Origin of the sequence: Streptomyces sp. 8L, from assembly GCF_020176795.1 — a bacterium.
In the GTDB taxonomy this organism is placed as follows: domain Bacteria; phylum Actinomycetota; class Actinomycetes; order Streptomycetales; family Streptomycetaceae; genus Streptomyces.
This window is the reverse complement of sequence record NZ_JAIUKE010000342.1, coordinates 1-14,092: the sequence shown is the minus strand read 5'-3', so window position 1 is coordinate 14,092 and position 14,092 is coordinate 1. Positions and strand designations below refer to the sequence as shown.

General features: G+C 74.0%; 10 protein-coding genes and 2 pseudogenes. 7 read left to right on the top strand and 5 right to left on the bottom strand.

The features are described from left to right. Window positions 1-109: 109 nt before the first annotated feature. The 7 genes and pseudogenes from pdhA to LCE31_RS25710 all read left to right on the top strand — a co-directional run. Window positions 110-1,195 (top strand): annotated as a pseudogene (pdhA, locus tag LCE31_RS25740) (pyruvate dehydrogenase (acetyl-transferring) E1 component subunit alpha); the annotation flags it as partial. Further along, on the top strand, window positions 1,192-2,217 hold the full coding sequence (locus LCE31_RS25735; protein ID WP_225018107.1) for an alpha-ketoacid dehydrogenase subunit beta: 1,026 nt from the start codon (window positions 1,192-1,194) through the stop codon (window positions 2,215-2,217). The pseudogene pdhA and the gene LCE31_RS25735, both read left to right, overlap by 4 nt. Beyond that, window positions 2,217-3,803, top strand: coding sequence for a dihydrolipoamide acetyltransferase family protein (locus LCE31_RS25730; protein ID WP_225018105.1), 1,587 nt, complete (start codon window positions 2,217-2,219; stop codon window positions 3,801-3,803). Before LCE31_RS25735 ends, LCE31_RS25730 begins: the two co-directional genes overlap by 1 nt. Before the next feature lie 119 nt (window positions 3,804-3,922). Next, window positions 3,923-4,825, top strand: coding sequence for an NTP transferase domain-containing protein (locus tag LCE31_RS25725; RefSeq protein WP_225018103.1), 903 nt, complete (start codon window positions 3,923-3,925; stop codon window positions 4,823-4,825). Further along, window positions 4,822-6,207: a molybdopterin molybdotransferase MoeA gene (locus LCE31_RS25720; protein ID WP_225018102.1), complete on the top strand. Its 1,386-nt coding sequence runs from the start codon at window positions 4,822-4,824 to the stop codon at window positions 6,205-6,207. The genes LCE31_RS25725 and LCE31_RS25720 overlap by 4 nt, the downstream gene beginning before the upstream one ends. Beyond that, the gene (locus LCE31_RS25715; RefSeq protein WP_225018100.1) at window positions 6,171-7,298 is read left to right on the top strand and encodes a potassium channel family protein; all 1,128 of its coding nucleotides are present in this window, start codon (window positions 6,171-6,173) and stop codon (window positions 7,296-7,298) included. Before LCE31_RS25720 ends, LCE31_RS25715 begins: the two co-directional genes overlap by 37 nt. Before the next feature lie 245 nt (window positions 7,299-7,543). Then, window positions 7,544-8,521 (top strand): NAD(P)H-quinone oxidoreductase, encoded by a 978-nt coding sequence (locus tag LCE31_RS25710; RefSeq protein ID WP_225018098.1) that lies wholly within the window; start codon window positions 7,544-7,546, stop codon window positions 8,519-8,521. A 161-nt stretch (window positions 8,522-8,682) separates the two neighbouring features. Here the strand turns inward: LCE31_RS25710 and LCE31_RS25705 are convergent, their stop codons facing one another. From LCE31_RS25705 to LCE31_RS25685, 5 genes and pseudogenes are all read right to left on the bottom strand, one after another. Next, entirely contained in the window at window positions 8,683-9,228 is a 546-nt protein-coding gene (locus LCE31_RS25705) for a bacterial proteasome activator family protein (protein ID WP_374118557.1), read from the bottom strand. A gap of 34 nt (window positions 9,229-9,262) precedes the next feature. Further along, window positions 9,263-12,118 carry an FtsX-like permease family protein gene (locus tag LCE31_RS25700; protein WP_225018095.1) on the bottom strand — a complete coding sequence of 952 codons (2,856 nt, stop codon included), beginning with the start codon at window positions 12,116-12,118 and terminating at the stop codon, window positions 9,263-9,265. Then, window positions 12,115-12,828 (bottom strand): ABC transporter ATP-binding protein, encoded by a 714-nt coding sequence (locus LCE31_RS25695; protein WP_225018109.1) that lies wholly within the window; start codon window positions 12,826-12,828, stop codon window positions 12,115-12,117. Before LCE31_RS25695 ends, LCE31_RS25700 begins: the two co-directional genes overlap by 4 nt. Before the next feature lie 134 nt (window positions 12,829-12,962). After that, on the bottom strand, window positions 12,963-13,658 hold the full coding sequence (locus LCE31_RS25690; RefSeq protein WP_225018093.1) for a PadR family transcriptional regulator: 696 nt from the start codon (window positions 13,656-13,658) through the stop codon (window positions 12,963-12,965). 159 nt (window positions 13,659-13,817) lie between these two features. Continuing rightward, window positions 13,818-14,092, bottom strand: a pseudogene (locus tag LCE31_RS25685) (hypothetical protein); the annotation flags it as partial.

Genomic DNA, 14,092 nt, shown 5'->3' with positions numbered 1-14,092 from the left:
CTCGCGGCATTCCGCCTGAGATCGGGGATGCCGGGCACGAAGATCACGGTGAGGAGCGGCGACGGCGCGCGGGGGCCGGGGGGGGGGGGGGGGGGGGCCGGCGGCGGCCGCGCCCCTCCTTCCCGACGAGCGGCCCCTCCGCGTCCTCGGCACCCCCGAGGAGGCCGCCGCGGACCCCGCGCTGCTGCTGCGCCTCTACGGCGCCCTGGTGCGCGGACGCAGGTTCAACACGCAGGCCACGGCGCTGACCCGGCAGGGCAGGCTCGCGGTCTACCCGTCGAGCGCGGGCCAGGAGGCGTGCCAGGTGGCCGCGGCCGCCGTCCTCTCCGAGCGCGACTGGCTCTTTCCCAGCTACCGCGACTCGCTGGCCGTGGTGGCGCGCGGCGTCGACCCGGTGGAGGCGCTGACGCTGCTGCGCGGGGACCGCCACACCGGCTACGACCCGTACCGCCACCGCGTCGCTCCGCTGTCCACCCCGCTCGCCACCCAGTTGCCGCACGCCGTGGGCCTCGCCCGCGCGGCCCGTCTCAAGGGCGACGACGTGGTGGCGCTCGCCCTCGTCGGCGACGGCGGCACGAGCGAGGGCGACTTCCACGAGGCCATGAACTTCGCGGCGGTGTGGCAGGCACCGGTCGTCTTCCTCGTACAGAACAACGGCTTCGCGATCTCCGTGCCGCTCTCCAAGCAGAGCGCGGCTCCGACCCTCGCGCACAAGGCCGTCGGGTACGGGATGCCCGGCCGGCTGGTCGACGGCAACGACGCGGCGGCCGTCCACACGGTCCTCGCCGAGGCCGTGGACCGCGCGCGCGGCGGCGGTGGTCCGACGCTGGTCGAGGCCGTCACCTACCGGATCGACGCGCATACGAACGCCGACGACGCGACGCGCTACCGCGAGGACGACGAGGTCGCCGCGTGGCGCGCGTACGACCCGGTGGACCTGCTGGAGGGCGCGCTGCGCGGCCGGGGCCTGCTGGACGATGACGAGGCGGCCCGGGTCGCCCGGGAGGCGGAGGACATGGCGGCCCGGCTGCGCGAGCGGATGAACGAGGACCCGGTGCTCGATCCGATGGACCTGTTCGGGCAGGTCTTCGCGGAGCGCACCCGCCAGCTCGACGAGCAGGCGCGCGGGCTGCGCGCGGAACTGGACGCGGTGGCGGAGGCGGCCGGTGCGCCGGAGCAGGAGGACGCGCGATGACGACGCTCGCGGCGCGGCCGACGGCGAAGGCGGCCAAGCCGGCCACGATGGCGCAGGCACTCCAGCGCGCCCTGCGCGACGCGATGGCCGAGGACCCGGCGGTCCATGTGATGGGTGAGGACGTCGGCACGCTCGGCGGCGTCTTCCGCGTCACCGACGGCCTGGCCGAGGAGTTCGGCGACGACCGCTGCACGGACACCCCGCTCGCGGAGGCCGGCATCCTCGGCACGGCGGTCGGCATGGCCATGTACGGCCTGCGGCCCGTGGTCGAGATGCAGTTCGACGCCTTCGCCTATCCGTCGTTCGAGCAGCTCGTGAGCCATGTGGCGAAGATGCGCAACCGTACGGGCGGCGCGATGCCGATGCCGCTGACCGTGCGCATCCCCTACGGCGGCGGAATCGGCGGGGTCGAGCACCACAGCGACTCCTCCGAGGCGTACTACATGGCCACGCCGGGCCTGCACGTGGTGACCCCGGCGACCGTGGAGGACGCCTACGGCCTGCTGCGGGCGGCCATCGCCTCGGACGACCCGGTGGTCTTCCTGGAGCCGAAGCGGCTGTACTGGTCGAAGGCGCCGTGGTCGCCGGACGAGCCGGCGGCCGTGGAACCCATCGGCAGGGCCGTGGTGCGGCGCCCCGGCACGAGCGCCACGCTGATCACGTACGGGCCGAGCCTGCCGGTGTGCCTGGAGGCGGCCGAGGCCGCCCGCGCGGAGGGCTGGGACCTGGAGGTCGTCGACCTCAGGTCGCTGGTGCCGTTCGACGACGAGACGGTGGCGCGCTCGGTGCGCCGCACGGGCCGCGCGGTGGTCGTCCACGAGGCGGCCGGCTTCGGCGGCCCGGGCGGGGAGATCGCGGCGCGGGTGACCGAGCGGTGCTTCCACCATCTGGAGGCGCCGGTGCTGCGGGTGGCGGGATTCGACATTCCGTACCCGCCGCCGATGCTGGAGCGGCACCATCTTCCCGGAGTGGACCGGGTGCTGGACGCGGTCGCGCGGCTCCAGTGGGAGGCGGAGAGCTGATGGCCCAGGTGCTTGAGTTCAAGCTGCCCGACCTCGGTGAGGGACTGACCGAGGCGGAGATCGTGGGCTGGCTGGTGGCGGTGGGCGACGTGGTCGCCGTGGACCAGCCGGTGGTCGAGGTGGAGACCGCGAAGGCGCGGGTGGAGGTGCCCTGCCCGTACGGCGGGGTGGTGACGGCCCGCTTCGGCGAGGAGGGCACGGAACTGCCGGTCGGGGCACCGCTGATGACGGTCGCCGTCGGCGGGGACGGCACGGGCGGTGCGGCGGCCCCGGACTCCGGGGCGGCGCGGCTGGACGGCCCCTCCGGTGTGTCCGGCGCTCCGGACGCGGCGCCGGGTGACACGTCGGGCAATGTCCTGGTCGGATACGGCACGGCCGCGCCCGCCGCCCGCCGCCGCAGGGTGGCGCCCGAGCGGCTCGGTCCTTCGGCCGAGCCCGATGGACAGCGCTTCGGGAGCGGGACGAGGGTCACGGCGGAGACCGCCGCCCGGGCGCGTCACGCGCCGGGGAAGCCGGCCGCCGACTCGGCGGTGGACGGCACGGCGGTGGACGGTACGGCCGTCGGCGATGCGGTCGTCGGCGGTACGGCGGCGGAGGGCGGTGCCTGTGCTCAGGACGCGGCCGTCGCCGCCGGGCCGGTGCCCGTCGTGTCGCCGCTCGTACGGCGGCTGGCCCGCCAGCACGGCCTCGACCTGCGGCAGTTGGCGGGGTCGGGACGCCAGGGCCTGATCCTGCGGACCGACGTGGAGCGGGCGATCGAGCGGGCGGACGCCCTCACCGGCGGGGTGCCCGTCGCGGACGAGGTGTCCGTTGCGGAAGCGCCCTTCGCGGAAGCGCCCGCCGCTGAGGCGCCCTTCGCAGACCTGGCGGATTCCCCGGCGGCCACCGCGCCGGACGGTGCCGTCCGGGTGCCCCTCAAGGGCGTACGGGGCGCGGTCGCGGAGAAGATGTCCCGCAGCCGCCGGGAGATCCCCGAGGCGACCTGCTGGGTGGACGCGGACGCGACGGAGCTGATGGCCACCCGCGCCGCGATGAACGCGTCGGGCGGCCCGAAGATCTCCGTCCTCGCGATGCTCGCCCGGGTCTGCACGGCCGCGCTCGCCCGGTTCCCCGAGCTGAACGCCAGGGTGGACACGGCCGCACGGGAGATCGTCCGGCTGCCCGCCGTGCACCTCGGCTTCGCGGCCCAGACCGACCGGGGCCTCGTCGTGCCCGTCGTGCGGGACGCGCACACCCGGTCCGCCGAGTCGCTGACCGAGGAGTTCAGGCGCCTCACCGACGGGGCCAGGGAGGGGACGCTGCCGCTCGCCGACCTGACCGGCGGCACGTTCACGCTCAACAACTACGGCGTGTTCGGCGTGGACGGCTCCACCCCGATCATCAACCACCCCGAGGCCGCCATGCTCGGCGTCGGCCGGATCGTGCCCAAACCGTGGGTGCACCAGGGTGAGCTGGCGGTGCGCCAGGTCGTCCAGCTGTCCCTGACGTTCGACCACCGGGTCTGCGACGGCGGCGTCGCGGGCGGTTTCCTGCGGTATGTGGCGGACTGCGTGGAACAGCCGGCGATACTCCTGCGCACCCTCTGAGGACAATCCGGGCACCGTCCCGGTGCCTCGGGGTGCTCGGCGCCGCCCCGGCCGGTGCCGGGGGAAGATCGAGCAACGTGGCGTGCTTCAGACGCGCGATCACGGACGATACTTCAGCCATGACAGCCGCGAACGATGCCCCGGCGACACCCGAGCCGCGCGTGCCGGCCGGGTACGACGCCGTGGTGCTCGCCGGGGGAGCCGCCAAGCGCCTCGGGGGCGCCGACAAGCCGGGACTCCGTGTCGGGGGCCGCACCCTGCTCGACCGGGTGCTGGCCGCCTGCGCGGACGCCGGGCGCACGGTCGTCGTCGGCGGCAGGCGGCCCACCGTACGGCCCGTGCGATGGGCGCGGGAGGACCCGCCGGGCGGCGGGCCCGTCGCCGCGCTCGGCGCGGGCGTGCGGTGCGTGGCGGCGGACACGGCCCTCGTGCTCTCCGCCGACCTCCCCTTCCTGGGCGCCGGGACCGTGCGCCGCCTGCGGGACGTCCTCGCGGCGGGCACCGGCGAGGCGGCGTTCCTCGTCGACGGGGACGGCCGGGACCAGCCGCTCGTAGCGGCCTACCGCACCGAGCCGCTGCGCCGCTCGCTCGGCCTGCTCGCCGCCGAGTACGGCGGCCTGGCGGGCCTGCCGCTGCGCCTGCTGTCACAGGAACTGGACCTTGTCCGGGTGGATGCCGATCCCCTCGCCGCCTTCGACTGCGACACCTGGGACGACATCTCCGCTGCCCGGACGCGCATCAGGGAGCATGGAACCGTGCTGGACGAATGGATCACCGCAGTCAAGGACAAACTCGGCATCGAGCTGGACGTCGACACCACGCTGCTGCTCGACCTGGCGAGTGACGCCGCGCACGGTGTCGCCCGGCCCGCGGCCCCGCTGACGACCTTCCTGGTCGGTTACGCGGCGGCCCGGGCGGCGGGCGAGGGCGAGCAGGCGGTCGCCGAGGCCGCCGCCAAGGCGTCCGCGCTGGCCCGCCGCTGGGAAGAGGAGGCGGGCGGCTCGGGGGCCGACGCCGGATGACGCGGCGGGACGGCGGGAGCGCGCGGGCCCAGTGCCGTGAACGGGACGGCGCGAGCGGCGCACGGGCCGAGTGCCGTGAAGCTGACGTGCGTGGCGAAGCCGACGGGTTCGACGACGTGCTCGCCCTGGTCCGGGACAGGCCTGCCCCTCTCCCTGCGGGCGGCCACGGCGATCCGCACCGGCCGCTGGCCTGGCCCGAGGCCCGTGTCCGTGCCGCCCGGGCGGGGCGCCTCGCGCGGGGTGGCAGGTCGCACCGCGTCACGGCCGAGCGGGCCCTCGGCGAGGCGCTCGCCGAACCTCTCACCGCGCTCACGGACCTGCCGCCCTTCGACACCTCCGCCATGGACGGCTGGGCCGTGTCGGGGCCGGGCCCGTGGTCGGTGGCCGACGCCGCCTCCGTGCTCGCGGGGCGCGCCTTCGCGGACGAGCTGCCGGACGGCACGGCCGTGCGGATCGCGACCGGCGCGCGCGTACCGCCCGAGGCCACGGCCGTCATCCGCAGCGAGCACGCGCGCAGGGACGACGCGGGCCGCCTGCACGCCCAACAGCGCGTCACACAGGGACAGGACATCCGGCCGCGCGGACAGGAGTGCCGGTCGGGCGACCAACTGCTGTCCGCGGGTACGACGGTCACGCCGGCCGTGCTGGGGCTGGCCGCGGCGGCCGGATACGACCTGCTGCACACGGTGCCGCGTCCGACCGTCGAGGTGCTGGTGGTCGGGGACGAGCTGCTGACCGAAGGCCTGCCGTACGACGGGCTGATCCGGGACGCGCTGGGGCCGATGGTCGCGCCCTGGCTGCGCTCGCTGGGCGCCGAGGTGCTGGGCACGCGCCGCGTTCTCGACGACGCCGACGCCCTGTACGGGGCGGTCACCGGGTCCCGGGCCGATCTGGTGGTCACCACCGGCGGCACGGCCGCGGGACCGGTCGACCACGTGCACCCCGTCCTCGCCAAGGCGGGCGCGACGCTGCTGGTGGACGGCGTCTCCGTACGCCCCGGGCACCCGATGCTGCTGGCCGCGCTGGAGGGCGGGCGCCATCTCGTCGGACTGCCCGGCAACCCGCTGGCCGCCGTGTCCGGGCTGCTCAGCCTCGCCGCACCACTGCTGCGCGCGCTGTCGGGACGCGGCGAGCCGGCCCCGTACCACGCGCCGATCGCCGACGACCTGCGCGGGCACCCGCACGACACCCGCCTGGTGCCGTTCGTGCACCGGGCGGAAGCGCTGGAACCGGTCCACTTCAACGGTCCAGCGATGCTGCGCGGTATCGCGGTCGCCGACGGGCTCGCGGTGGTGCCGCCCGGCGGGGTCGCCCCCGGAACGCCGGTCGAAGTCCTCGACCTGCCATGGACCGCACCGGTGCAGAGCGGGTGTTTCACGTGAAACTTCCCGGCCATGACGCCATAGCGAGAAACGCCGACGAACAGCTCGTCAGCGCCCGGGTGAGCCTGCCCAGGCGCACGGTCCAACGGCCTCTGCGGCAGGTGCTGCGGCGCCTCGCCATGGCGCTCGCCGTGCTGTTCCTGACGGTCCTGATCGTCTGGGTCGACCGGGGCGGCTACCACGACAACGCCGACAGCTCCGTCGACTTCCTGGACGCCGTCTACTACTCCACGGTGACGCTCTCCACCACGGGCTACGGTGACATCGTCCCCTACAGCGAGGGTGCCCGGCTGGCCAATGTGCTGCTGGTGACACCGTTGCGCGTGCTGTTCCTGATCATTTTGGTCGGTACGACTCTTGAGGTCCTCACGGAGCGCACCCGGGAGGAGTGGCGGCAGAACCGCTGGAGGTCCACCTTGCGCGACCACACCGTGGTCATCGGCTACGGCACCAAGGGCAGGTCTGCGGCGCAGACGCTGTGTGCCACGGGGCTGCGCAAGGAGCAGCTCGTCATCGTCGACCCGTCCGGCAAGGTGATCGAGGCGGCCAACGCCGAGGGGCTCACGGGCGTGGTCGGTGACGCGACCCGCAGCGACGTGCTGCTGCGCGCCGAGGTCCAGCGGGCCCGGCAGATCGTCATCGCGACGCAACGCGACGACACAGCGGTCCTGGTGACGTTGACCGCACGTCAGATGAACAGGAACGCGAAGATCGTCACGGCGGTACGTGAGGAGGAGAACGCGCCGCTGCTGCGGCAGTCAGGCGCCGACGCCGTCATCACCAGCGCGAGCGCGGCCGGCCGGATGCTCGGTATGTCTGTCCTCAGCCCCTGGGCGGGCACGGTGATGGACGACCTGATCCAGCAGGGCAGCGGACTCGACATGGTCGAGCGCCCGGTGACCAAGGCCGAGGCGGGCCGGGGGGTACGGGAGACGGACGACCTGGTGGTCAGCGTGGTCCGCGGCCACCGCCTGCTGGCGTACGACGACCCGGCGGCGAGCCCGCTCCAGCCGACGGACCGGGTGATCGCCATCATCCGCGCGCGCAACGAGCCGCCCGAGAGCCCGCTCCGGGGCAGCACCCGGCGGTAGGCGGGGGGAAGGCGGTACCTGGCGGTAGGCGGGGAGAGGGGTACAGCTGAGAGCGATGGCCGGAGACGCTCTCAGCGCCCCATCGTGAGGCGCCCCATCGTGAGGTTGCGCACCGCCGGGCCTGCGGACGAGGGCGCACACCGCCGGGCGCGTGGCGGCGGGCCCCGCGGCCGTCCGGCGCGCGCGGCGGGGGGAGGTGCGGCGTCGGCGGGTGTGGTACGCGGGGCGGGGGTAGCCTCACGGCCATGCATGCGATCACGATTCCGGAACCCGGTGGACCCGAAGCCCTGGTGTGGTCTCAGGTGCCCGACCCCGTGCCAGGTGAGGGCGAGGTGGTCGTCGACGTGGTGGCGAGCGCCGTCAACCGCGCCGATGTCCTCCAGCGGCAGGGCTTTTACGATCCGCCGCCCGGCACGGTCGCCTACCCGGGCCTGGAGTGCGCGGGCCGTATCTCCGCGGTGGGCCCCGGCGTCGCGGGGTGGGCCGTGGGCGACGAGGTGTGCGCGCTGCTCAGCGGCGGCGGGTACGCGGAGAAGGTGGCCGTCCCGGTGGGGCAGCTGCTCCCGGTGCCCGACAGCGTCGAACTGGCGGATGCGGCCGGGCTGCCCGAGGTGGTCTGCACGGTGTGGTCCAACGTCTTCATGGTCGCTCACCTCAGGCCGGGGGAGACGCTGCTCGTGCACGGCGGGGCGAGCGGCGTCGGTACGGCCGCGATCCAGCTGGCCAAGTCGGCGGGCGCGCGCGTCGCGGTGACGGCGGGCGGCGCGGACAAGCTCACGCGCTGCAAGGACCTCGGGGCCGACATCCTGATCAACTACCGCGAACAGGACTTCGTGGAGGAGGTCAAGGCGGCGACGGACGGCGCGGGCGCGGACGTCATCCTCGACATCATCGGCGCCAAGTACCTGGCCCAGAACGTGGCGGCGCTGGCGGTCAACGGCCGGATCGCCGTGATCGGGATGCAGGGCGGGGTGAAGGGCGAACTCAACCTCGGTGCCCTGATGGCCAAGCGGGGCGCGATCACGGCGACGGGGCTGCGGGCCCGTCCCGCGAGCGAGAAGGCCGCCATCGTCGCCGCCGTACGCGAGCACGTGTGGCCGCTCGTCGCGTCGGGCGATCTGCGTCCGGTGATCGATCAGCGGGTCGCGATGGCGGACGCGGCCCAGGCGCACCGGGCGCTCGACGCGGGCAGCCACGTCGGCAAGATCCTCCTGATGACCTGAACCGGCCGCGCGGGCGGCACCGCGCGCGACGGCCCCGGCCGGCCCCCTCGTCTCCGAGCGGAACCGGCGGGGGCCGTCGTCGTCACGGACCCCTCCTGATCACGACGCCCGGCCGGCCGTACGGTGGCCGCGCGGGCGCCCTACAGGTATGGGCGAGCGCCCTACAGGTACGGGCCGGAGCGGACCGCGCCGCCCTGCTGCATGTCGGGCTCGTCCTCCGGCATCGCGCCGGGCGGCAGCGCCCTGCGCATCTGCTCCAGCTGCGCCCTGGCCGCCATCTGCTGGGCGAACAGGGCCGTCTGGATGCCGTGGAAGAGGCCCTCCAGCCAGCCGACGAGCTGCGCCTGAGCGATGCGCAGCTCCGCCTCCGACGGCACCGCCTCCTCGGTGAAGGGCAGCGAGAGGCGCTCAAGTTCCTCCACGAGCTCGGGTGCGAGCCCGTCCTCCAGCTCCTTGACGGAACCGGCGTGGATCTCCTTGAGCCGCACCCGGCTGGCCTCGTCCAGAGGAGCCGCGCGCACCTCTTCGAGCAGCTGCTTGATCATGCTTCCGATGCGCATGACCTTCGCGGGCTGTTCGACCATCTCCGTTACCGGGCTCTCACGCGGTGCGTGCTCGCTGTCACCGCCACCGAGAGCCATACCGTCCTTTCCCACCACGAGAACGTGGGGGCTCTCCTGCGACCGTTCGTTGCTCGGCATCTCCATGTGTCCAGTGTCTCGCACAGCCGTGGGGGCCGGGTCAGGCAGTCGCCCTTCGGGACAGGGCGCGCTGGGACCTGGTGACCGCGGCGGCGAGCAGCGCGGCGCCCAGCGGCACCGCGATCAACAGCGCGACCAGCGTGCCCCAGGGCACCACGATCGACACGTGCGGCAGGCTCTCGCCGGTCACGCCCTGCGCGAGATTGTGCTTGTACGCGGTCAGCGCGGCGCGCCGTTCGCTCAGCCGCAGCCCGATCGACGGGAGGACGCCCGCGAGTGATCCGAGGACGACCCCCATCGCGGCCACCACCCCGCACTGGAACCCGCTCAGCGTCCTGCGCACCCGGTCGGGCGCCCCGACCGCGGCCAGCGTCTTGAGGTCGGCCTCCGCGTCGGTCTGCGCGAGACCGGTGGCGATCCCGGCCGCGCCCACGGTGATCAGCCCCGCGAACAGGCCGAGTGCCAGCAGCACGATGCCGTTGTCGCTGATGTAGCCCTTCTCCACGTGCAGCTCGATCCTGCCGCCGAGGTTGGCCACCGCCGCGTCGACCTTTTGCTCCTGGGCGCTCGTGGGCAGCGAGCCGGTGGTGTAGTACGCCCCGTACGGCACGGTGCCCAGGTGGGCGGCCTTCGCCGTCGCCGGGGTCATCAGCAGCTGTACGCCGTAGGACTTGGTGCCCGCGGCCACCTCGTGGGCGGGCAGTGTGGTCACCGTGGACTCGGGGATCTTGCCCTTGTCGAGCGCGGCCTGCTCCTTCGCGGCGTCGGCGTACAGGCGCAGGGACACCGAGGTGTGGCCGCCGGTCCCGCTCACGTTCCGCTTGTCGAAGGAGACGACCTTGCCCGCCTTGAGCGCCTGCTCGGCGGCTGGATCGTCGATCCCGAGGACCTTCATCACGGTGGCGTCGCCGACCAGCAGGCCCTGGGTGACGTCGCTGTCGGCGTCGTCGGAGCAGCGCGGGTCCTTGGCCAGCTTCGCCTCCTGCGACACGGGCAGTTCGGGGGTGTCCCCGCCCGAGTCGCCGTAGGACCACAGCGGGCACTGGTTGGCCTTCGGCACGTCGATCTCGGCGTGCCCGCAGCCGGAGTCGCTGCTGTACAGGCCGCAGCTCCGCTTGCCGATCTGGATGCGGTCCACGTCCGCCCGCAGCCGGACGGGGAGCGACTTCACCACCGCCGTGCGGGCGGCGGGCACGTCCCGGCCGCCGTCCTCGGTGGTCAGGACGGACACGGCGCCGTACGGCAGCTTCGGTTCGTATGAGGCCCGCTGCTCGGCGTCGCTGCTGGCGGAGTACATGGAGACCGCGACCGTACCCGCGACCGCGGCGAGCACCGCGGCGACGGCGGGTGCTGTGCGGCCCCGGTTGCGTACGGAGTCGCGCAGCGCGAGGCGCGGCGAGAGGGGCAGCCAGCGGCCGGTCCTGCCGAACAGCCCGACCAGCGCGGGCGTCAGCGCCACGAAGCCGAGTTCGGCGACGGCGCTGCCGCCGACGACGATGAGGGAACTGTCCGAGACGGTCGATCCGTACACGGCGATCACGGCGCCGCACGCGACGGCGATGAGGCCGAGCACCGGCAGGACCCGGCTGCTCCTGCGGACGCCGCGACGACCGGTCAGGGACGCGAGGACCGACTGCCGGGACGCGGTGATGGCCGGCATGATCGCGGCCAGCACGCCGGTCAGTACGGCCAGCGCGGCGATGCCGAGCAGCTCGGCGGGCCGGACGGTGAACCCGCCGAACCGCTTGCCGATCATTTCCTCAAGGACCGGCCGCAGCGCGAAGGTCAGGATCAGACCGATCACCGTGCCGATGACGGCCGAGGCCACACCGATGACCACGCCGCCGCCGAGGACGATGGCCCGGATGTGCCGGCGGTCGCCGCCGTTGGCGCCGACCAGGCCGAGCTGGCGGCGCGAGCGGCGCGCGCCGACCGCGAAGGCGGGCCCGGCCAGCAGACAGATCTCCAGCATGGCGAGGCCGACGATGGTCGCCGCGATCGTGGCGAGCGTGGTCGTCGTGTCGTCGGAGCCCATCGGCGCGTTGTGCTTGAAGTACGGCACGTCGGCGTGGGCCGGCGGATGCAGCGTCACCGTCCGGGACTCGGCCGTGAAGCCGTGCGCGTTGGCGGCCCGCATCATGTTCCACGTGAAACCGGCCGTGCCGGGGACGCTGACCAGGTGCGAGGTGTCCGCGGTGAAGGGGGGCAGCCCCTTGGCCGCCAGCGCCTTCGCGAGCGGCTTCAGCAGAGCGCCGGGCAGCGCGTTGACCTGGTCCGTCTTCAGGCCGCTCGGCAGCTCGTACGAGCCGACGATGCGGTAGGTGGTGGCCAGGTCGCGGGCCGTCAGTTCGGAACCCACCTTCAGGCCGCTGACCTTGAGGAAGTGTGTGGTCGCCGCGACCTCGTGCGGGGAGGCCGGCAGGCGCCCGCTGACCGGACGGAGGATGCCCTTCGCCATCGGGTCCTTCGCGCTCAGCTCGCGCACCTCGGTGTCCAGGATGCCGTGCGTGGTGCGCAGGCTGACCTGGGCGGAGGAGTCGGTGAGGGTCCGGCTGCCACTGGGCAGCGCCTTCGCGAGGTTCCCCGGGCCGGAGGGCCAGGGCTGGTCGCCGTAGTCCTTGACCGTCGTGTACGAGAGGGGGTCGGCCGGGTCCTGCATCAGCGGGACCCCGCCGAGGTCGGGGTCCTTGACCCGGACGTCGGCCGCGCCGATGTCCCGGGTCAGCGTCTCGGCGGGGGTCAGGTTCGCGCTGCGCAGCGTCAGGTCCAGGGCGCTGACGCCGAGGATGGGCAGAGCGATCATCGCGAGGACGAGGAAGCTGCGGCCCTTGAAGCGCCAGGCGTCACGGCGGGCGATGCGCAGCGCCACGCGCCAGGAGTGGTACCAGGTCGTCACCGGTCCGCCACCTGGTTGCTCAGGAGGGACTCGGCGCCGGTGCGTACGGTCTGGTCGACGATCGTCCCGTCCCGGAGGAAGACCACCCGGTCCGCCCAGGCGGCGAAGCGCGGCTCATGGGTGACGAGGATGCCCGCGGCGCCCGCGTCGCACCGGGTGCGCAGCAGCGCGAGCACGGACTCGCCGGTCTCGGAGTCCAGGGCGCCGGTCGGTTCGTCGGCGAGCACCAGGCGGCGGTCGCCGATGAGCGCGCGGGCGATGGCCACGCGCTGCTGCTGGCCGCCGGACATCTCGTCGGGGAACCGGTCGGCGAGTTCGCCGAGGCGCATCTCCGCGAGGGCGGCCTTCGCCTCGACCCGCGCCTTGCGGGCGGAGACACCGTCCAGCTCGCGGGGAAGGGCTATGTTCTCGACGGCCGTCAGCGCGGGCACCAGGTTGTAGTCCTGGAAGACGTAGCCGATGCTGCGGCGGCGCATCGCGGCGAGCTGCTTGCGGCTGACCGCGGTGATGTCCGTGCCCTCCACGAGCACCTGTCCCGACGTGGGCGCGTCGAGACCGCCGGCCAGGCTGAGCAGGGTCGACTTTCCGGAGCCGGAGGGCCCCATGACGGCGACCAGCTCGCCGGGGAAGACGTCGAGGTGCACCCCGCGCAGGGCGTTGACCTCGGTGGCTCCTGTGCCGTGTACACGTGTCAGGTCGACGAGGCGCAGGACGGGTTCCGCCGACGGGCGGTGGCCGGAGCGGGACGGTTTCGCGGGCCCCGGTGGCGGGCCGGGCTGGGGGGTGGCGTACGACAAGAGAGGTCTCCTTGGAGCGGGCTGGATCGATCCGGCGGCGGCGCGTGTCAGGACGCGGACGTGCCGCGCGGTGAGGCGGGAGCGGAAGGGGAGGCGGACGGGGACCCGGTACCGGTCCGGGACCCGGGTGCGGAAGCGGCCGGGGTACCGCCGGTCGCCGACGCGGGCGGTGCCGGTGCGGCCGGATGCCCGGCCGGCGGCGCCTTCGGCAGCAGCGAGAGCCGGACGAGGCGGGCCTCGCAGTGGTCGAGCCAGCGGGCCTCCGCCTCGGTCTGGAAGATGAGCTGTTCGAGCACGAGCAGCCAGGCCACCTCTTCACGGGCCGCGGGCGGCTGTTCGAGCGCCTGGGCCTTGAGGCGCGTGTAGTCCTGCATGGCCTGGAGGGTGTGGTGGCGCTGGGCCTGGATGACCTCCCTGATGTCCACGCCCGGGGTTCCCACGGCCATGGCGAGCTTGATCGCGAGCTCGTCCCGGGGCGGATTGGCGCGGTCCACGGGCGTACGGAACCAGGACACGAGTTCCTCCCGGCCGCGGTCCGTGATCGTGTAGACGGTGTGTCCGGCGTCATCGGCGCCCTCGTGGACGACCATGCCGTCCCGTTCGAGGCGGTTGAGGGTGGTGTAGACCTGCCCGACGTTGAGGGGCCAGGTCGCACCGGTGCGGCTCTCGAAGTCCGAGCGCAGCTGCGAGCCGTAGCGCGGACCCTCTTCGAGCAGGGCCAGCAGCCCGTGGCGAATCGACATACTCAGTATGTATACCCAGTATGTTCGTCAGGGCAAGACGACCGCGGGAGGACCTCCGATGTCATACCTGAGTCGTACGGGTCCACCTGCGGCGGACAGAGCCCCAGCTCAACAGGGGTGAAGGCGCGGGCTTTTCCGGGGCCGCAGGCGGGTGCGGGGTCAGCGTCGGCGCAGCCGCAGCGCCAGAAAGGCGAACCCGAGTCCGAGGAGCATGATCCCGGCGCCGAGCGTCGCCACCGATGTCCGCGTGGCCGCGGACGGCTGCGCGGCCACCTCGCGGGCGCCCGGGGGCTGCTCCGCGTCCTGGGTCGTGGCGGGCCCCGCGGGCCGCCGCGGTACCCCCTCGGGCTCCGTCGTCCGCGGGCGCGCGGGCTCCGGCGCGGGCGGGTCCCGGGGCGGAGTGGACGGGTCCTCGGCAGGAGGCCGCCGCCCGG